The sequence below is a fragment of the Litoreibacter sp. genome, from assembly GCF_039974535.1.
Lineage (GTDB): Bacteria > Pseudomonadota > Alphaproteobacteria > Rhodobacterales > Rhodobacteraceae > Litoreibacter.
Genome location: NZ_JBDWIU010000008.1, coordinates 124,903 through 141,065, shown reverse-complemented (window position 1 = coordinate 141,065; position 16,163 = coordinate 124,903). Strand labels below are relative to the sequence as shown.

General features: G+C 55.7%; 22 protein-coding genes. 17 read left to right on the top strand and 5 right to left on the bottom strand.

Translation table 11 applies throughout. The annotated features are described in order from the left end of the window. The first annotated feature begins 33 nt into the window (after positions 1–33). Positions 34–357: a metalloregulator ArsR/SmtB family transcription factor gene (locus ABJN86_RS06690; protein ID WP_348365714.1), complete on the top strand. Its 324-nt coding sequence runs from the start codon at positions 34–36 to the stop codon at positions 355–357. On the opposite strand, the gene ABJN86_RS06685 is transcribed toward ABJN86_RS06690, so the two are convergent. Together ABJN86_RS06685 and ABJN86_RS06680 are read right to left on the bottom strand one after the other, a co-directional pair. Beyond that, entirely contained in the window at positions 339–1,229 is an 891-nt protein-coding gene (locus ABJN86_RS06685; protein WP_348365712.1) for a DMT family transporter, read from the bottom strand. The genes ABJN86_RS06690 and ABJN86_RS06685 overlap by 19 nt on opposite strands. Before the next feature lie 28 nt (positions 1,230–1,257). Then, a complete protein-coding gene (locus tag ABJN86_RS06680) occupies positions 1,258–2,145 on the bottom strand; it encodes a LysR family transcriptional regulator (protein WP_348365711.1) in 888 nt (295 codons plus the stop codon). Between the two features lie 165 nt (positions 2,146–2,310). Between ABJN86_RS06680 and ABJN86_RS06675 the strand changes: the two genes are divergently transcribed. From ABJN86_RS06675 to trmD, 10 genes are all read left to right on the top strand, one after another. Further along, positions 2,311–2,787: a hypothetical protein gene (locus tag ABJN86_RS06675; RefSeq protein ID WP_348365709.1), complete on the top strand. Its 477-nt coding sequence runs from the start codon at positions 2,311–2,313 to the stop codon at positions 2,785–2,787. A gap of 5 nt (positions 2,788–2,792) precedes the next feature. Further along, the gene (locus tag ABJN86_RS06670) at positions 2,793–3,245 is read left to right on the top strand and encodes a hypothetical protein (RefSeq protein WP_348365707.1); all 453 of its coding nucleotides are present in this window, start codon (positions 2,793–2,795) and stop codon (positions 3,243–3,245) included. A 151-nt stretch (positions 3,246–3,396) separates the two neighbouring features. Next, positions 3,397–4,890: a signal recognition particle protein gene (gene ffh, locus ABJN86_RS06665; protein ID WP_348365706.1), complete on the top strand. Its 1,494-nt coding sequence runs from the start codon at positions 3,397–3,399 to the stop codon at positions 4,888–4,890. Further along, positions 4,887–5,399 (top strand): GNAT family N-acetyltransferase, encoded by a 513-nt coding sequence (locus tag ABJN86_RS06660; RefSeq protein ID WP_348365705.1) that lies wholly within the window; start codon positions 4,887–4,889, stop codon positions 5,397–5,399. The genes ffh and ABJN86_RS06660 overlap by 4 nt, the downstream gene beginning before the upstream one ends. Further along, complete coding sequence (locus ABJN86_RS06655; protein WP_348365703.1) at positions 5,400–5,693, top strand: chorismate mutase; 294 nt, start codon at positions 5,400–5,402, stop codon at positions 5,691–5,693. 45 nt (positions 5,694–5,738) lie between these two features. Further along, positions 5,739–6,152 carry a 30S ribosomal protein S16 gene (gene rpsP / locus ABJN86_RS06650; protein ID WP_348365701.1) on the top strand — a complete coding sequence of 138 codons (414 nt, stop codon included), beginning with the start codon at positions 5,739–5,741 and terminating at the stop codon, positions 6,150–6,152. A gap of 8 nt (positions 6,153–6,160) precedes the next feature. Beyond that, entirely contained in the window at positions 6,161–6,790 is a 630-nt protein-coding gene (gene bluB, locus ABJN86_RS06645) for a 5,6-dimethylbenzimidazole synthase (protein WP_348365700.1), read from the top strand. A gap of 22 nt (positions 6,791–6,812) precedes the next feature. Further along, positions 6,813–6,959, top strand: coding sequence for a hypothetical protein (locus ABJN86_RS06640; RefSeq protein WP_348365698.1), 147 nt, complete (start codon positions 6,813–6,815; stop codon positions 6,957–6,959). Beyond that, positions 6,956–7,462: a ribosome maturation factor RimM gene (gene rimM, locus ABJN86_RS06635; protein WP_348365697.1), complete on the top strand. Its 507-nt coding sequence runs from the start codon at positions 6,956–6,958 to the stop codon at positions 7,460–7,462. Before ABJN86_RS06640 ends, rimM begins: the two co-directional genes overlap by 4 nt. A gap of 3 nt (positions 7,463–7,465) precedes the next feature. Then, positions 7,466–8,269, top strand: a complete 804-nt coding sequence (trmD, locus tag ABJN86_RS06630) for a tRNA (guanosine(37)-N1)-methyltransferase TrmD (RefSeq protein WP_348365696.1) — start codon at positions 7,466–7,468, stop codon at positions 8,267–8,269. Here the strand turns inward: trmD and ABJN86_RS06625 are convergent. Beyond that, positions 8,266–9,294: an NADP-dependent oxidoreductase gene (locus ABJN86_RS06625; RefSeq protein WP_348365695.1), complete on the bottom strand. Its 1,029-nt coding sequence runs from the start codon at positions 9,292–9,294 to the stop codon at positions 8,266–8,268. The two genes, trmD and ABJN86_RS06625, sit on opposite strands and share 4 nt — an antisense overlap. A 365-nt stretch (positions 9,295–9,659) precedes the next feature. On the opposite strand from ABJN86_RS06625, the gene rplS reads away from it, so the two are divergent. The 3 genes from rplS to ABJN86_RS06610 all read left to right on the top strand — a co-directional run bounded on the left by rplS (position 9,660) and on the right by ABJN86_RS06610 (position 11,235). Beyond that, complete coding sequence (gene rplS / locus ABJN86_RS06620) at positions 9,660–10,034, top strand: 50S ribosomal protein L19 (protein WP_073142406.1); 375 nt, start codon at positions 9,660–9,662, stop codon at positions 10,032–10,034. An 11-nt stretch (positions 10,035–10,045) separates the two neighbouring features. After that, positions 10,046–10,267, top strand: coding sequence for a 50S ribosomal protein L31 (rpmE, locus tag ABJN86_RS06615; protein ID WP_348365693.1), 222 nt, complete (start codon positions 10,046–10,048; stop codon positions 10,265–10,267). Positions 10,268–10,422: 155 nt separating this feature from the next. Next, complete coding sequence (locus ABJN86_RS06610) at positions 10,423–11,235, top strand: division plane positioning ATPase MipZ (RefSeq protein ID WP_348365692.1); 813 nt, start codon at positions 10,423–10,425, stop codon at positions 11,233–11,235. A gap of 16 nt (positions 11,236–11,251) precedes the next feature. Here the strand turns inward: ABJN86_RS06610 and ABJN86_RS06605 are convergent, their stop codons facing one another. Beyond that, complete coding sequence (locus ABJN86_RS06605) at positions 11,252–11,518, bottom strand: hypothetical protein (protein ID WP_348365691.1); 267 nt, start codon at positions 11,516–11,518, stop codon at positions 11,252–11,254. A 505-nt stretch (positions 11,519–12,023) separates the two neighbouring features. On the opposite strand from ABJN86_RS06605, the gene ABJN86_RS06600 reads away from it, so the two are divergent. From ABJN86_RS06600 to ABJN86_RS06590, 3 genes are all read left to right on the top strand, one after another. Further along, a complete protein-coding gene (locus ABJN86_RS06600; protein WP_348365689.1) occupies positions 12,024–13,016 on the top strand; it encodes a TRAP transporter substrate-binding protein in 993 nt (330 codons plus the stop codon). Between the two features lie 77 nt (positions 13,017–13,093). Further along, on the top strand, positions 13,094–13,591 hold the full coding sequence (locus ABJN86_RS06595; protein WP_348365687.1) for a TRAP transporter small permease subunit: 498 nt from the start codon (positions 13,094–13,096) through the stop codon (positions 13,589–13,591). After that, positions 13,588–14,898: a TRAP transporter large permease gene (locus tag ABJN86_RS06590; protein WP_348365685.1), complete on the top strand. Its 1,311-nt coding sequence runs from the start codon at positions 13,588–13,590 to the stop codon at positions 14,896–14,898. Before ABJN86_RS06595 ends, ABJN86_RS06590 begins: the two co-directional genes overlap by 4 nt. Positions 14,899–14,925: 27 nt before the next feature. On the opposite strand, the gene ABJN86_RS06585 is transcribed toward ABJN86_RS06590, so the two are convergent. Then, on the bottom strand, positions 14,926–16,104 hold the full coding sequence (locus tag ABJN86_RS06585; protein WP_348365684.1) for an AGE family epimerase/isomerase: 1,179 nt from the start codon (positions 16,102–16,104) through the stop codon (positions 14,926–14,928). Positions 16,105–16,163 lie beyond the last annotated feature (59 nt).

The window sequence follows — 16,163 nt, the reverse complement described above, 5'->3', positions numbered from 1 at the left end:
TCTCTCTGGCACGACAGCGTTAAAAGGTCTGTCATGAGTACTGCCCTCGACACCACCTTCGCGGCCCTCGCCGACGGAACCCGCCGCGCGATCCTGACCATGTTGTTGGAAGACGACATGGCCGTGACGGACGTGGCAGAGCCTTTTGACATGTCGCTTGCGGCGATATCCAAACATCTCGTGATATTGACCCGCGCAGGTCTAATCACCCAAGAGAAGCGCGGCCGCGTGAAATGGTGCAAACTAGAGCCTGAGGCCATGCGCGAAGCGATTGTGTGGATTGAAAGCTTCGGACAGCTGGAAGCGATGAACTTCGAAGCCTTTGAGCAATTTCTAAATCAGGAACTGGACGATTGATCCTTCAACAACATGACCAGCGCCGCCACCGTTAAGACCACCCCAACGATGACCAATGCTGGCGGGGCTTCGCCACCCAGTGCCAGCTCCCACAAGATCACCCAGCTGGGCACAAGATATGTATAGGCCATCACCTTTGACGACGGCAGCCGCAAGGACGCGTATTGAACCAGCACAAATGTCACCGCGGATGCAGCTAGGGCGACGTATAATATAGTGACCCAAACGATCGCCGGCAGCGACGTCCAACCCGTCGACCATAGATCCGACCACGCCCACACTACCAGCAACCCAATGCCACCCAACATGGTGAAAAACGTGAATACCACCGGCGGCTCGCCACGGTTAAGCTTGCGGATAAGGGGCGTATAAACGGCGTGGGAAACGCAACCAATGAAGAAGATGATCTCGCCCTGCCCCACCTCAAACGCGATGAACGCGCCAAAATCAGCCTTAAAGATCACCCACAGCGCGCCGATTGCTCCAAATGTCAGCGCAATCGCCATGCGGCGCGTCAGGATTTGGCGCAGCAATAAATAGCCAACGCCAGCCGATATGAACGGTGTCAGCGTAAAGACGGCTGCGGCACTTACGGGTTGGGCTGTCTTTAACCCCTCGAACATCAGGACAAAATAGGTGGCCAGAAAGCCCCCGAGCACTAGATAACGCCAAGGTGCGGTCATCGCGCTGCGTGGCAAACCTGTCGTCAACAGCGCAACCGCCCCGACGACAATCGCCGCGATGACGAAACGCATCGCATTCAAAGCGGCAGGAGAGATTTCATTCGCCGCCAAAGAGCCTAGCGAGAATGACCCCGCGACCAACACCGAGAAGAGAAGCATAGCGGCATGGCCACGGGCGGTAGGCGTCATTCGGTCTGCCCTAGAACTTGGCCAACTCTCAAAGAGTGGACCATGTCTTAGATTCTTCTTTCAAGAAGTTCACAAAAGAATGCACCTTCGCCGTTCTATGCAAATCGACATGGGTCACGCACCAAAAGGTGTTGGACCAACTTGGGTCCGGTGGCAGCACTTCCTTCATGTCCGGATGCTCGTGCCCAATGTACCCCGGCAAAAACCCGATGCCTGCTCCTGCGATAACAGCGTCCTGAACCGTGTTTGTGTCAGAGCACTTGTAGACCACGTTCTCGTCAGGAACATGTTCTGCGATCCACCGCATAAACGGCGCGCGCGGGTTAAGGTTCGACACCCTACAGAAACGGTGATTGGGGATGTCTTCGATGCCATTCAAGGGACCGTGCCGAAAGATATAGTCTTTATGGGCAAATAGCCCCATTGGCAGCTTGCCCAACTCTTGCACGATATTGTCCAGATCCCCCCCCGGTGCACCTGCACGAAGGGCCACATGCGCCTCGCCGTATTCCAGTCTCAGCGGGCGCGTATCCACGATCAACTCGGCACATATCTCGGGGTGATCAGCTTGGTACTTGGTGATGATGCGGGCCATTAATGGTGACATCTGTGGCAAACAGGTAATGATTAACTCGCCCGAAACCGACGCGCCACGACCATGAATACGCCCTGCAAGTTGTGTCAACTGATCCTCGGTCGCCGCTGCAACCGTTAACAGGTCCTCGCCCGCCTCGGTCGGAGTATACCCCCGTGCATGGCGTTGAAACAGCTTGGCTCCGAGCTTGCCCTCTAGGCTATCTATGTGCCGGATCACCGTTGCGTGGTGGACGCCCAAGACTTCTGCAGCAGCACTCACCGTGCGCAATCGCGCAACCTGATAGGCCGTGCGGTACTCATCCCAATTGTCGATATCCATATCTCAAGCCTTTTCTGTGTGCATTAGCGCGCAGCAATTGACCCATAATCCACGTTACGTTCAAAATTGAAAGAGACTTTTGAATGAACACCCCCAAAGCGCTACAAATAGCCAATTAAATCAAAGACCTCGACTTCCACGTCACCTCGCAGCTAGATTGCGCCCATGAAAATTACGCGCAACAATCCTGAACAACTCATCATTGAAAACCGACCTTGGGTAGTGTCGTTAGGGCTGGTCGCTGGCGGTTTGGTATTTTTGGGCATTGGCTTGATGATCGTCCTTAACGGAGAATTGCTAGGATTGACCTTCATGGGCGGAAGCCTACTCCCCTTTGGAATGCTCTTTATTTTCGCCCGCCGCGTCCAAGTTCTGTTCTTACGGACAGAGGGAAAGCTGGTGTTTCAACGCCGCAGTCTACTGGGCAGCACGAAGGTCGAGCACCAATTGAATGAAATCAGCGAGGCAATCGTTCAAACTAGCCATGGAACCGGCGACAGTGGTCCAACCCACCGCGTCGCTTTGGTTTTCTCAGAAGGTCAAAGCGCAGGCACACACCCGCTGACCATGAGCTACGATAACTTCAGCAACCATGATCAGACGGCCTCCACCATCAACCTTTGGTTGGCGCGAAAGCCGTGATCACAATGAAAACATCACGCGATCAGTTGTTCCTAGATAACAAGCCCGGCTTCGTTATCTGGTTCTTGGCAGTGTTCATTTTGGTTTGGGTATATATAGGGCTTCAGATCATATTGGACGGCGACAACATGGGATACATCTTCCTAGCTGGCCTGATTGCTCCGCTTGCATTCCTAAGCTTGGTAAGTCGGGACACGTTGATGTTCGATCGCCCGACGCAACGCCTGATCATCACCAATAGAACCTTCTATCGAAAACGCCAAACCGTAGAGGAGCTTGGCGCCGTCACGAAGGCCAAGGTCCAGTGGACAGGGCGCGGCACCGACCGCATGGCCAGACTGGTGATAGAACTGGACACCGGCCCAATCCACTTTGGCCCCCCTCAGCGCAAACACCGCACCATGCCGCTGGTCAAGAAGGTGAATGCTTGGCTTGACTCTAAGCCCCCCAAGGCGTAATTCGCGCACAACATCCGGAAGCACCAGACTTCCGGTCCCCGCCTACTGCAGGGATCGCCCCCCATCAGCGCGTCGCGCCCATGGGGGTAAAACCGCATTCGCCGTCCCTATATACTAGGGGCAACAAGAGACACAAAGGAACCGAGCGCTTATGTTTGAGAATCTGTCCGAACGCCTTTCAGGCGTCTTTGATAAGCTCACCAAGCAAGGCGCGCTGTCCGAGGACGACGTCAAAACCGCCCTGCGCGAAGTGCGCGTGGCACTGCTGGAGGCCGACGTCTCTCTGTCTGTTGCCCGCGATTTCGTCAAAGCCGTCTCAGACAAGGCAACCGGCCAGAATGTCACCAAATCGGTCACCCCGGGCCAGCAAGTTGTCAAAATCGTCCATGACGAATTGCAGCATGTTCTGGCGGGCGACAATGAAACCCCCGGCGAGCTGAAAATCGACAGCCCACCCGCCCCGATCTTGATGGTTGGTTTGCAGGGCTCCGGTAAAACGACGACCACCGGTAAGCTGGCCAAGCGTCTGTCCGAGAAGAACAACAAGAAGGTCTTGATGGCTTCGCTTGACGTGAACCGCCCCGCCGCGATGGAGCAGCTGGCGATCCTCGGCAAACAGATCGGCGTGGACACCCTGCCGATTGTCAAAGGCGAAACCCCCGTTCAAATCGCAAAGCGCGCCAAGCAACAGGCGACATTGGGCGGCTACGACGTCTACATGCTCGACACCGCTGGCCGCCTTCAAATCGACCAAGTGTTGATGCAGGAAGTCGAAGACGTCCGCGACATTGTCAAACCGCGCGAGACGCTGCTGGTTGTTGATGGCCTAACCGGACAGGTTGCGGTTGAGGTCGCGGAAGAATTCGACGGCAAAATCGGCATCTCCGGTGTCGTGCTGACCCGTATGGACGGCGACGGCCGCGGTGGTGCGGCATTGTCCATGCGTGCGGTCACCGGCAAGCCGATTAAGTTCGTCGGCCTCGGCGAGAAGATGGACGCTCTTGAGACCTTCGAGCCAGAGCGCATCGCGGGCCGCATCCTTGGCATGGGCGACATCGTCGCCTTGGTCGAGAAAGCGCAAGAAACCATCGAGGCCGAGCAAGCCGAGCGCATGATGAAGCGGTTCCAAAAGGGCCAGTTCAACATGAACGACCTGAAGGGCCAGCTTGAGCAGATGATCAAGATGGGCGGCATGGACGGCCTTATGGGCATGATGCCCGGCATGAAGAAAATGGCAGGTCAGGCCAAAGAGGCTGGCATGGACGACAAGATGCTCAAGCGGCAAATCGCCTTGATCCAGTCGATGACCAAACGCGAGCGCGCCAACCCGCAGCTTCTGCAGGCCTCGCGCAAGAAACGGATTGCTAAGGGTGCGGGCATGGACGTGTCCGACCTGAACAAGCTTCTGAAGATGCAGCGCCAGATGGGCGACATGATGAAGAAGATGGGCAAGGGCGGAATGCTGAAGCAGGCCATGAAGGGCATGTTCGGCAAAGGCGGCATGCCTGATATGGGCGACCCCGCCGCAATGGAAGCGGCCGCCAAACAGATGGGCGCCAAACTTCCTGGTGGCATGGGCGGCATGCCCGGACTTGGTGGCGGCGCATTGCCACCCGGTCTATCGGGCTTCGGTAAAAAGAAATGATCGCTCCCACCCTACACACAGAGCGCCTGACGCTGCGCCCCTTGGCGCTGAGTGACTTTGAGCCATTGGCAGAGTTCTACGCCAGTGACCGCTCGCAATACGTTGGCGGCCCCAAAGCTGCAGACCAAGCATGGCGTACGCTGGCGTGCGAAATCGGTCACTGGACTTTGCGCGGCTATGGCCGCTTTGGCGTGGACGAAACCTCGACAGGGAAGTTCGTAGGCATGGTTGGCCCATGGTTCCCCGACGCTTGGCCCGAGCCTGAATTGGGTTGGGACCTGATGAACGGCTTTGAAGGCCGCGGCTTCGCAACAGAGGCCGGCTTGGCCACGCGCGAATACGCCTACAAGACGCTCGGTTGGAAGACAGCCATCAGCCTCGTGGCCGATGGCAACACAGGCTCGGCCAAGGTCGCCGAACGCATGGGTGCGACTTGGGAAAGCAAGCTCAACCACCACATCTTTGGCGATGTGAACATCTATCGCCACCTCAACTCGGAGGCCGTGTAAATGTCCGATGCCGTGACCAAAGCCGCCGAAGTGCTGAAAGAGCACCGCGCCAGCATCGACCGTCTGGACGCCATCCTTGTCTACACATTGGGCGAGCGCTTCAAGCACACCCAAGCCGTGGGCAAGTTAAAGGCCGAACACGACCTGCCCCCGTCGGACCCCGACCGTGAGGCAAAACAAATCAACCGTCTGGAAGACTTGGCAAAACGCGCCGATCTGGACCCCGAATTCGCCAAATCTTTCCTGAATTTCATCATTCGGGAAGTCATCCAAAACCATAAAACGTTTCAATAATTTCGGACCAAGGTCCGGTACAGCCATCTTAAGGAGAACTACACAATGGCAATGAAAATCCGTCTGGCCCGTGGTGGGTCCAAAAAGCGTCCATTTTACCGCGTTGTCGCTGCCGACAGCCGCATGCCACGTGACGGCCGTTACGTAGAAAAATTGGGCACATACAACCCACTGCTGCCAAAAGACAGCGAAGAGCGCGTAAAGCTCGACATGGAACGCATTCAGCACTGGTTGGACCAAGGCGCGCAGCCTTCTGACCGCGTATCCCGTTTCTTGGAAGCTGCTGGCGTTCTTGAGAAGAAAGAACGTGCGAACATGAAGAAAGCCGAACCTGGCAAGAAAGCTCAGGACCGTGCTGAAGAAAAAGCTGCTAAAGTTGCCGCTGCTGCGGAAGCTGCTGCTGCCCCAGCTGAGGCTCCTGCAGAAGAAGCACCGGCTGAAGAAGCTGCTGCAGAGTAATCTGCACAATGCGTGACTTCGAACCGGATTTCCGGGACGAGCTATATGAGTTGATGCGGTGGCGGCGCGATGTGCGCCACTTCCGTACCACACCCGTGGACGAGGCACTGCTTATGCGGTGCCTCGACGCATTTTCGCACGCCCCTTCCGTGGGCCTGTCGGAACCTTGGCGCATTGTACGTGTCGAAAGCAAAGCCGCTCGCGCTGCAGCCCGTGCGAATTTTGAGACCGCCAACGCCGAAGCCCTTGCCCGCTATGACAGTGACAAGGCAGAAAATTACGCCAAGCTGAAACTGGCCGGTATGGATCGCGCCCCTGTGCAGCTTGCCATTTTCTGCGATGAAAGCACTACAAAAGGCCACGGGCTGGGTGCAGGCTCCATGCCCGAGATGCGCCGTTACTCGGTGGTGGCGGCGATTACATTGCTATGGCTCACCGCCCGCGTTGAAGGGCTGGGCCTGGGTTGGGTGTCAGTTCTAGACCCCAAACAATTAAGCCGCGACCTAGAGGTCCCGACGGACTGGACCTTGATCGGTTATTTTTGCATCGGCCACCCCGAGAAGGACCACGACACCCCCGAATTGCTGCGCGAGGGCTGGGAAGACCGCGCCGCCAAACTAGAAATCCGCCGTGCATGATTTATGAAACTGGAGCGTCCCTATGATCCGACGTCTATTCACATTGGTCTTTATGGGGCTGGCCTTCTATGGCGGCCTCAAGGTAGAGCGCGGGTTAACTGAGGGCCGCTGCACAAATGCGGGTGGCACCATGATCGACGCGGTTTGCATTGGAGCACAACCAAAATGACTAAAGACAAGATTGTTGTAGGCGCGATTGCCGGATCCTTCGGCGTTAAGGGCGAAGTACGATTGAAAAGCTTCTGCGCCAACCCTGAGGACATCGCCCTCTATTCCCCGCTCGTCGGCGACAATGGCGAAGAATACAACGTGAAGATCACGCGCTCCGTCAAGAACGGCTTCGCGGCCCGCCTGTCGGGTATCCGCTTCAAGGATGAAGCCGACGCGTTGCGTGGCGTGAAGCTGTCAGCCGACCGTGACCTGCTGCCCTCCCTGCCCGACGACGAATACTACCACACCGACCTTATGGGCTTGGACGTGCTGGACACCGGCGGCGAACTTCTAGGCAAGGTCGCCGCGGTGTTAAACCACGGCGCGGGTGACATATTGGAATTGCGCGGACCGAACCTGAAAGGTTCCGTTCTTCTGCCGTTCACCTTGGACGCCGTGCCCACAGTCGATCTGGCGGCCAAACGTATCATCATTGATCCACCAGAAGGGTTACTGGATTAAGTCATGGTCACACCATCCAAATCACACGGTCGCAAAACCATCTCCGCCTCACTTACTCCGAGGGATCTAATGGAGGAACCCACCCGCCTAAAAGGCGCATGGGCCGCAAAGATCATCACGCTGTTCCCAGAGGCATTCCCCGGCGTGTTAGGCGCATCGCTTACAGGCAAGGCCCTGCAAGAAGGCAAGTGGACCCTAGACCCGATCGATTTGCGCATTTTTGGCGAAGGCAAGCACCGCAACGTCGATGACACGCCATATGGCGGCGGCGCTGGCATGGTGTTGCGCGCCGATATCGTCGGCAAGGCGCTGGACTTCGCCAACCGCGGCACCTCCGAGCGCGCCAAATGGCCGGTGGTTTACCTCTCACCCCGCGGCAAGCCGTTCAACCAAGCCAAAGCCGCTGAATGGGCGCAAGCCGACGGCATCACCATGCTGTGCGGCCGCTTTGAGGGCGTGGATCAACGCGTGTTGGACCACTACGAGATCGAGGAAGTGTCTTTAGGCGACTTCGTCCTGACAGGCGGTGAAATTGCTGCCCAAGCGATGATCGACGCGACTGTGCGCCTACTGCCCGATGTATTGGGAAATTCAGAGTCGACTGAAGAAGAAAGCTTCTCGGACGGCATCACACTGGAGCACCCTCAATACACCCGCCCCGCAGACTGGCGCGGGATGGGTGTGCCGGAGATCTTAACCTCCGGTGATCATGGCAAGGTAGATGCATGGCGCCGCGAGCAGTCGGAAGCCTTAACCAAAGCCCGCCGCCCCGAATTATGGGCCAAACGCGAAAGCGGTGAAGGCTAAACCTTTACCACCATTTTCCCGAAGCTGCGGCCCAACAACAGGTCGTTCAATGCTGCGGGGGCGTTTTCCAACCCGTCGATCACCTGCTCTTTATACTTGACCTTACCCTCGGCCAGCCAACCGGTCATGTCGCTTGCAAACTCTTTGTAAGTTTCCGGACCAAAGCTGTCGAAGATGATAAAGCCTTGCACCTTCACCTTCATCCGCAAGATCGCCCCCATGATTGCGGGCCCCATGTCTGGGCCTTCCGGCAGACTTGGCAAGTTGTACCAAGACACAACCCCACACACTGGCACCCGTGCAAATGGGTTCAGCAATGGCAGCACCGCATATAAAACCTTGCCGCCTACGTTCTCGAAATATACGTCGATCCCGTCAGAGCACGCTGCAGCCAGTTGTGCTGCGAAATCATCAGCCTTGTGGTCAATACAGGCGTCAAAGCCGAGGTTCTCGACGACATGGGCACATTTTTCGGCCCCGCCCGCGATACCAACGACGCGGCATCCTTTGATCTTGGCAATCTGCCCCACAGTTGCGCCAACAGGGCCGGACGCGGCCGCCACAACAACGGTCTCCCCCGCCTTTGGCTCACCAATGTTCAGCAGCCCCGCATAGGCCGTGTAGCCCGGCATCCCCATGATCCCCAACGCCCAAGACGGGTTGGCAGGGTCCGCGCCCAAGTTGAGAACCTGTGTGCCATCCGAGACCGCGTAGTCCTGCCAGCCGTTACCAGCCAAAACGTAGTCACCAACCGTGAAGCCATCGAGGTTAGAGGTCACCACTTGCGCAACCACCTGCCCTGTCATCACTTCGTCAATGGCAACGGGTTCAGCATAAGATTTGGCGTCATTCATCCGTCCACGCATGTAAGGATCAAGCGACAGGTAAACCGTGCGCAACAACATCTCGCCTGCACCTGCTTGAGGGATGTCTGTGTTTTCTAAGCGAAGGGTGTTCTCATCTGGTAAACCAGTGGGGCGTTCTGCCAGAACAATACGGCGGTTGGCGGTGATTGATTGCGTCATTGGGAGGCTCCGATCTATAATCCACTAAGAATGGGTAGCTTCGCCGTCCGCTTCAAGGATTTAGCGTCTGAGTCAAAGAAAAAAGGCCCATGTGCAGGATGCCCGCTTGATCTGCCTCGCGATCCCTCCTATACCCCGCCAATCTGGAATCAGAATACTGACCGGAGCCTTTGTTTCATTGGACATCTGATGCGCTTTCTTCGGCGCCGACGGCAGATGCGAGAACAACGGCGCACAAGCAACGTCGACCTGTTCTCTGGCGGGCGCACTTTGGCAACAAAGGCGGACCCGGAAGAAGACCAAGAGCTCTTGGGACGCGAGACACATTCACCGGGTAAACCGGGATCATATAAGGAGCGTTTCAGATGAACCTGATCGCACAACTAGAAGCGGAACAAATCGCCGCTTTGGGGCACGATATCCCCGACTTCAAAGCGGGTGACACCATCCGCGTAGGCTACAAAGTGACCGAGGGTACACGTAGCCGTGTTCAGAATTACGAAGGCGTATGCATCGCACGTAACAACGGCAAAGGTATTGCTGGTTCGTTCTGCGTTCGCAAAATCTCCTTCGGTGAAGGCGTGGAACGTGTGTTCCCACTGCACTCCACCAACATCGACAGCATCACCGTAGTTCGTCGTGGTCGCGTTCGTCGCGCCAAGCTGTACTACCTGCGCTCGCGTCGTGGTAAATCCGCACGTATCGCCGAGGATTCCAACTACAAAGCGCCTAAGGCGTAAGGGGAACTGTCATGAAAAAAGATACACACCCAGAATACCACTCCATCGACGTCAAATTGACAGATGGCACAGTGCTTAAAATGAAGTCGACATATGGCGCCGAAGGCGACCAAATCGCCTTGGACATCGACCCTTCCGTGCACCCTGCATGGACTGGTGGCAACCAACGTCTGCTGGACACCGGCGGCCGCGTTTCCAAGTTCAAAAACAAATACGAAGGTCTGGGCTTCTAAGCACATTTCCTTTCGCGAGATTAGCGCCGCTCCCTTGGGGGCGGCGTTTTTCGTTGTGCAACATATCTGTTGGTTTCGCTTCCCCTTGTGCGGCAGCCCGCTTATAACCGCTCCAACCCCCACCAAGGGGCACTCAATAGAATACGGGACAGAACATGGCCGCGCATATTATCGTCTTTGGCAACGAAAAGGGCGGATCGGGCAAATCCACCAACTGCATGCATGTGGTAACCGCACTCGTGCGTGCAGGGTTTTCCGTGGGCGCCTTGGACTTGGATCTGCGTCAACGCAGCTTCTCACGCTACTGCGAAAACCGCCAACGGTTTGCCAAGAAAAACGACCTGACCCTAGCGATGGCAGAGGTCGTTGAGCTGCCGGAGGTTGATAAGTCCCAACTCGCGGCTGGTGAGAACATATATGACCGCCGACTGACTGAAGCCGTGGCCGGAATGGAAGGTCGCTTCGACTTTATCGTCATCGACTGTCCCGGCTCTCATACGCGTTTGAGCCAAGTGGCCCATTCCCTTGCGGATACATTGGTCACACCGCTCAATGACAGCTTCATCGACTTTGACCTTCTGGCGCGCATCGAGCCGGAGACCCAAAAGATCATCGGGCCGTCTGTTTATGCCGAAATGGTTTGGCAAGCACGTCAACTGCGCGCGCAAGCAGGCCTGTCCCCGATTGACTGGATCGTGGTGCGCAACCGTGTGGGCACGCAACGCATGCACAACAAAAAGAAGATCACAGATGCTGTCGAAGCCTTGGCCAAACGCATCGGCTTCCGCGTAGCGCCCGGCTTCTCGGAGCGGGTCATTTTCCGCGAGTTGTTCCCAAGTGGGCTGACTCTGATGGATCTTGGGGATATCGGGATCAAGAACCTGAACATCTCAAACATCGCGGCCCGTCAGGAAGTTCGCGAATTGATGAAAGCTCTACGCCTCCCCGGCGTTACTGTAGATTTTTAACCGCTAAAACTGGGCTTCATTTACGATTCAGCGTTGAAATCGTTACCAAGGCGTCGCCCTGATCTGAACCTAGCACGGCCGCCTGTTCACCGTTGGGAGCCGTGTCGAGCAGGGTCGTGTGGGTTTTCAAAAGTTCGGACGTCATTTGAGCTAAACCAACATAGGTCTCGCTGTTCTCAATCCGACCTGCGGTCATTCCAGAACAGACCAATGAGGCTGCTGCTACTGTGAATGCGAATAAGAACAGTTGAATGCGGTTCAATATAGCGCCAATGATTTTCATCAAACTCCCCTAAGCTAATAAACAGAACCCCAACGGGACCTAAGCACTCCCATGACGGGACTGGCGTATGATCCCTCAAGACTATGGCAGTTCACGGGCGACTTGGTGCCAGTTTCGTGTTGCTGGAGAGCGCGGCGGTTCTTTCTTTCAATGCGGCCCTCCCATAGAACCTTACTACCTCCCATTTATGTACAAGCGCTTACCACGGTCCGTTTCGCCGGATTTTAAGTAACAACTCAATTAATTCAGAATCTTAAGATATCCTCGCTTTGCGAAAATACGGCTCAAAACGGCCCTTATCACAGGCCTTTCCTCAAAACGTTCTCAGAAACTTTTTCCCATACAGACATGAAATATTTATGAAAATTCACCACAACTGGTATTCTAGTCTACAATAGATTGACTCTTGGCAATTCACATGTTCCCTTCTCCTCATATTGACTTCTCAATTGGAAGTTATGGTTTCGCCAAGATGGCGTTACAAATTGTATCTGGGAGGATGCCAATGACTAAACTATCTCTATTCATCAAAGGTGTAGCCGTAGCCGGTGCACTCGCCACTTCTGCAACCGTTGCAGCAGCTGCAGACCTAACTCTGCGCGGCGCAAGCTTGTTCGACAACGACCACGCCTACAGCAAAACACTGATCCGCTTTGGCGAATTGGTGAACAAGCATTCCGGCAAAGACGTTGAGTTCGACCTGCGCGGCAACAGCGAGCTGGGCATCGAGCCTGACTACGTGAACTTCCTGACGCAAGGCACTGCGATCGACTACGCGATCATCGCGCCGTCCAACCTCGCTCGCTTCGCGCCATCCGTTCCATTGATGGACATGCCATTCGTATTCCGCGATCTGGACCACTGGAACGCAGTTCTGTCCAGCGATGTTCTGGCACCACTGGAAAAAGTGCTACTCGACAAGGCTGACCTTGTGGTTGTTGGCTACGCAGGTGGTGGTACACGTAACCTAATCTCCAACAAAGCCATCTCCAACCTAGACGAGCTGGGTGGCCACAAAATGCGCGTTATGGGTGCTCCTATCCAAGCCCGCGTATTTGAAGCGATCACTGCGGCACCTTCCGCAATTGCTTACTCCGAAGTATACAACGCGATCCAAACGGGTGTTGTTGACGGTTTGGAGAACGAAGCCGCGTCCCTGCTGCAGTTCAAGTTCTATGAAGTTGCACCACACGTAACACTGACTGGTCACTCCATCACTGTGCGTCCAATCATCATGAGCGGCAAATCTTTCCGCAAATTGGACGCTGACATGCAAGCTGCTGTTATGAAAGCTGGTAGTGAAGCTGGTGCCTACGGTCGTGAGCTGGAATCCCGCGAAGATGGCGAAAAGCTTCAGCAAATGATCGACGCTGGCAACATCGAAGCACACCCATTCGCAGACCGCGAAAAGCTGCTTGAGCTGGTTGGCCCAGTACAAGACGCCTACGCAGCCGAGTTGGGTGCTGAGGACCTGCTGTCCGCGATCCGCTCGAAGTAATCGCGACGCCTTTTGACGACCCCGCGCTGGAATTTGCGTGGGGTCGTTTTCTATTTGGCCCCATGGAATGAACTAGAATGATAAAGACCGCACTTGAAGGCATTTGCCAACTGTTGAGGGTCCTTGTAGGCACCTTAATGGCCGCGTTGCTGGTGCCTGTCACCATGCAGGTTGTCGCCCGCTACACGGGGATCATCCCTGTCTATTTGTGGACCGAGGAGCTCGCCACGTTCATCTTCATTTGGATTGTGATGCTGGGATCAATGATCGCCGTTTGGGAGGGTACACATTTTGACGTACGCGTTATCCCCGATGCAAAGTCCCCGTTAGGTGCGCTCATCCAAAACGGCATTGTATTACTAATGATCACCGTCTTTGCCGCTCTGTTTGGCTGGTTCGGAATTGGGTACGCCAAATTCGGCTCAATCCAGCAATCCACCATGATGCAAGTCAACCTGTTGGTCACCTACATCTCCGTACCGATCGCGGGTTTCGCTTGGGCTTCATTTGCCAGCTACCGCTTTTGGGAAGCCATCCAAACCTACCGCACCACATCTAAGGGCCTCACAACATGATCGTATCAACTGGCTTGGCCTGCATGATCCTTATTGGGTGCTTTATTGTGCTTGTCGCAATTCGCGTGCCGGTGTCCTTCGCGCTAGGGATCGCCACGATCCCTGTGACGATGATGGACCTTCGCCTTACCCCATTCTTGATCATGGATCGGGTGTTCCAATCGTATAATTCGTTCATCCTGCTGGCGGTGCCATTCTTCCTTTTAGCCGCCAATTTGATGAATTCCGGTAAGATCACGGACCGCTTGATCGAACTTGCCCGCGTGCTGACCGGCTGGCTTCCAGGCGGCTTGGGACAGGTGAATGTGGCAGTGTCCATGTTGTTCGCGGGTATCTCGGGATCCTCGACGGCAGATGCGGCAGGATGCGGAAAAATCTTGATCCCTGCCATGCAAAAGCAAGGCTACGACACGCGCTTCGCAGTGGCCATTACGGCTTGTTCTTCGGTGATGGGCGTCATCATTCCGCCAAGCATCCTGATGGTGGTCTGGGGCGGCGTAATGTCGATCTCTGTGGGGGCTTTGTTCCTAGCGGGCGCTATTCCTGGCATGATGATCGCGGGCGCGTTGATGGCGACCGTGTACGCCTATGCCAAGATTTACAACTACCCTGTCGCAGGCAAACCCAGCCTCAAAGAGTTCTGGGCCGCCCTGAAAGGCGCCAGCCTTGCGATGCTAACTCCGGTCTTCGTGATTGGTGGCATCGTAGGCGGCATCGTGACCCCAACTGAAAGCGCCATCATCGCGGCGTTCTACTCGTTCATTTTAGGCATGTTTGTGTACCGCACGATCACGCCGCGCGAGTTGGTGAGCATCCTGTACGACACGGGCCGCTTTGCCTCGATCTCGCTCTTTGCAATCGGGACGGCGTCGGCCTTCGGGTGGATGCTGGCCTTCTTCGATGTGCCACGTTTGATCGTTAGCGTTTTGACCAGCTACGAGATGGGCCAGATCGGCACAGCCTTGGTGATCGCGGCGCTATTCTTGCTGTTTGGCCTGTTCATCGACGCCATCCCGACGATCATCATTCTGGGTACCGTGTTGTTCCCCGTGGCCACCGCCGCAGACATTCACGCGGTAAACTTTGCGATCATTGGGATCGTCTCGTTGGCCTTTGGGCTAGTGACGCCGCCCTATGGGCTCTGCTTGCTGATCTCATCGTCCATTGGTGGGCTCAACGTGGTGCAGGTTGTGCGCGATGTGGCGATCATCTTGGTGCCGATGCTGTTGATCTTGATCCTTCTGATCATCTTCCCAGAAATCGCACTTTGGTTGCCCAAAATGCTGATGCCTAAGGCAGTTCTATAAAACAACGACGATGGCCGGTGGCCGCGGTTATCCGCGGTTATCGGCCACGTCCGACCACAGGCCGGCACGCGCGCCTTCGGTCATGGCCAACACAACGTGATACATCAAACGCGTCAGCGCCTCGGACCAAACAGCATCCCCTGAAGTGTCCAATTGGTTCACATAGATCGGGCGACCTTTGAACCACGCCTCAAACATCAAACACATCAACGAGCAGGCACGCTGCCCCGCGTCTGCCTCACCAGAAACATGGAGCAAGGCCAGAGCTTTAATCGCCTCTGTTTGCGGCCAAAGAAGTGAGTTGCTTTCCATCACGTCGCCCTGAGCCGATATCGCATCATATGCAGCGCCAACGAGTGGAGCCGTCGTCGAATATCCAAACCGATCCGCAAATTCGAACAATCGCCGCGCCTCGACTTCGAGGCTGGGATCGTCGGCAAGTTGCGCTTCCTCCAGCAACAACCACGCCCATTCGCATTGATGCCCGACCTCACGACGCAAACCATCGCGGCCCACAAGCGGGCTCAAATCGGGTTGAATGAACTCGGCAAGGCTGCCTGTGTCTTGGTCAAAGAAGTGCTTTAACCCGATCGCCCGCAAATCGGCAGCACGGGTTAACCACTTGCTATCTTTTGTCATGCGGTAGCCCTGCAAACATGCCTCGAACAAATGCATATGCGGGTTTTGCGCAGGGTTCAGGTCGTTCCCCACATCGTTGTTCAATAACAGGCCAGTCTTTGTGTCAGTCAGCTGCGTTTGCAACGCCTCCCAGCACTCCTCGATAAGCTGCTCATTTTCTGGGGATGGTGACAGCTGGTTCCACGTTACCAACCCCAAGATAACGAAGGTCTGATCGTAACTGCGCGCCATCTCATCCGCAGGCAAACCTGTCGGGTTGCCTTCACGATCAATCGCGCAGCGGTATAGACCCGGCGCCTTACGAAAGCACTTCAAGAATGACGCAAGCTTGTCCGCCACCTCGAGCAACTGCGCGTCCCGCGACAGCAAAGCGACATGCGAAACCATGAACAAAGTCCGCGCTTGAGCCAATATCGACTTCGTCGCCGTTGGATCAGAATTGCCATCCGCATCCAACGCATCGAACACGCCCCAATCCCCATCTTGGGCTTTCCCCAACCAGTCAGGGAAAAATTCGCTCCAAAACCAAGCGGACCAATACTCCGCGTCGCGGTCAGATGCCGTCATATTGACCACCACAATAGTGTAGTACCAAGATAGGGTTCATAGTGCTGCTCCTGCCAATC

Excerpts from the sequence above, each read along its gene's own strand:
- ABJN86_RS06690 (WP_348365714.1), top strand. The coding sequence starts at position 34 with ATGAGTACTGCCCTCGACACCACCTTCGCGGCCCTCGCCGACGGAACC.
- ABJN86_RS06685 (WP_348365712.1), bottom strand. The coding sequence starts at position 1,229 with ATGACGCCTACCGCCCGTGGCCATGCCGCTATGCTTCTCTTCTCGGTG.
- ABJN86_RS06680 (WP_348365711.1), bottom strand. The coding sequence starts at position 2,145 with ATGGATATCGACAATTGGGATGAGTACCGCACGGCCTATCAGGTTGCG.
- ABJN86_RS06675 (WP_348365709.1), top strand. The coding sequence starts at position 2,311 with ATGAAAATTACGCGCAACAATCCTGAACAACTCATCATTGAAAACCGA.
- ABJN86_RS06670 (WP_348365707.1), top strand. The coding sequence starts at position 2,793 with ATGAAAACATCACGCGATCAGTTGTTCCTAGATAACAAGCCCGGCTTC.
- ffh (WP_348365706.1), top strand. The coding sequence starts at position 3,397 with ATGTTTGAGAATCTGTCCGAACGCCTTTCAGGCGTCTTTGATAAGCTC.
- ABJN86_RS06660 (WP_348365705.1), top strand. The coding sequence starts at position 4,887 with ATGATCGCTCCCACCCTACACACAGAGCGCCTGACGCTGCGCCCCTTG.
- ABJN86_RS06655 (WP_348365703.1), top strand. The coding sequence starts at position 5,400 with ATGTCCGATGCCGTGACCAAAGCCGCCGAAGTGCTGAAAGAGCACCGC.
- rpsP (WP_348365701.1), top strand. The coding sequence starts at position 5,739 with ATGGCAATGAAAATCCGTCTGGCCCGTGGTGGGTCCAAAAAGCGTCCA.
- bluB (WP_348365700.1), top strand. The coding sequence starts at position 6,161 with ATGCGTGACTTCGAACCGGATTTCCGGGACGAGCTATATGAGTTGATG.
- ABJN86_RS06640 (WP_348365698.1), top strand. The coding sequence starts at position 6,813 with ATGATCCGACGTCTATTCACATTGGTCTTTATGGGGCTGGCCTTCTAT.
- rimM (WP_348365697.1), top strand. The coding sequence starts at position 6,956 with ATGACTAAAGACAAGATTGTTGTAGGCGCGATTGCCGGATCCTTCGGC.
- trmD (WP_348365696.1), top strand. The coding sequence starts at position 7,466 with ATGGTCACACCATCCAAATCACACGGTCGCAAAACCATCTCCGCCTCA.
- ABJN86_RS06625 (WP_348365695.1), bottom strand. The coding sequence starts at position 9,294 with ATGACGCAATCAATCACCGCCAACCGCCGTATTGTTCTGGCAGAACGC.
- rplS (WP_073142406.1), top strand. The coding sequence starts at position 9,660 with ATGAACCTGATCGCACAACTAGAAGCGGAACAAATCGCCGCTTTGGGG.
- rpmE (WP_348365693.1), top strand. The coding sequence starts at position 10,046 with ATGAAAAAAGATACACACCCAGAATACCACTCCATCGACGTCAAATTG.
- ABJN86_RS06610 (WP_348365692.1), top strand. The coding sequence starts at position 10,423 with ATGGCCGCGCATATTATCGTCTTTGGCAACGAAAAGGGCGGATCGGGC.
- ABJN86_RS06605 (WP_348365691.1), bottom strand. The coding sequence starts at position 11,518 with ATGAAAATCATTGGCGCTATATTGAACCGCATTCAACTGTTCTTATTC.
- ABJN86_RS06600 (WP_348365689.1), top strand. The coding sequence starts at position 12,024 with ATGACTAAACTATCTCTATTCATCAAAGGTGTAGCCGTAGCCGGTGCA.
- ABJN86_RS06595 (WP_348365687.1), top strand. The coding sequence starts at position 13,094 with ATGATAAAGACCGCACTTGAAGGCATTTGCCAACTGTTGAGGGTCCTT.
- ABJN86_RS06590 (WP_348365685.1), top strand. The coding sequence starts at position 13,588 with ATGATCGTATCAACTGGCTTGGCCTGCATGATCCTTATTGGGTGCTTT.
- ABJN86_RS06585 (WP_348365684.1), bottom strand. The coding sequence starts at position 16,104 with ATGACGGCATCTGACCGCGACGCGGAGTATTGGTCCGCTTGGTTTTGG.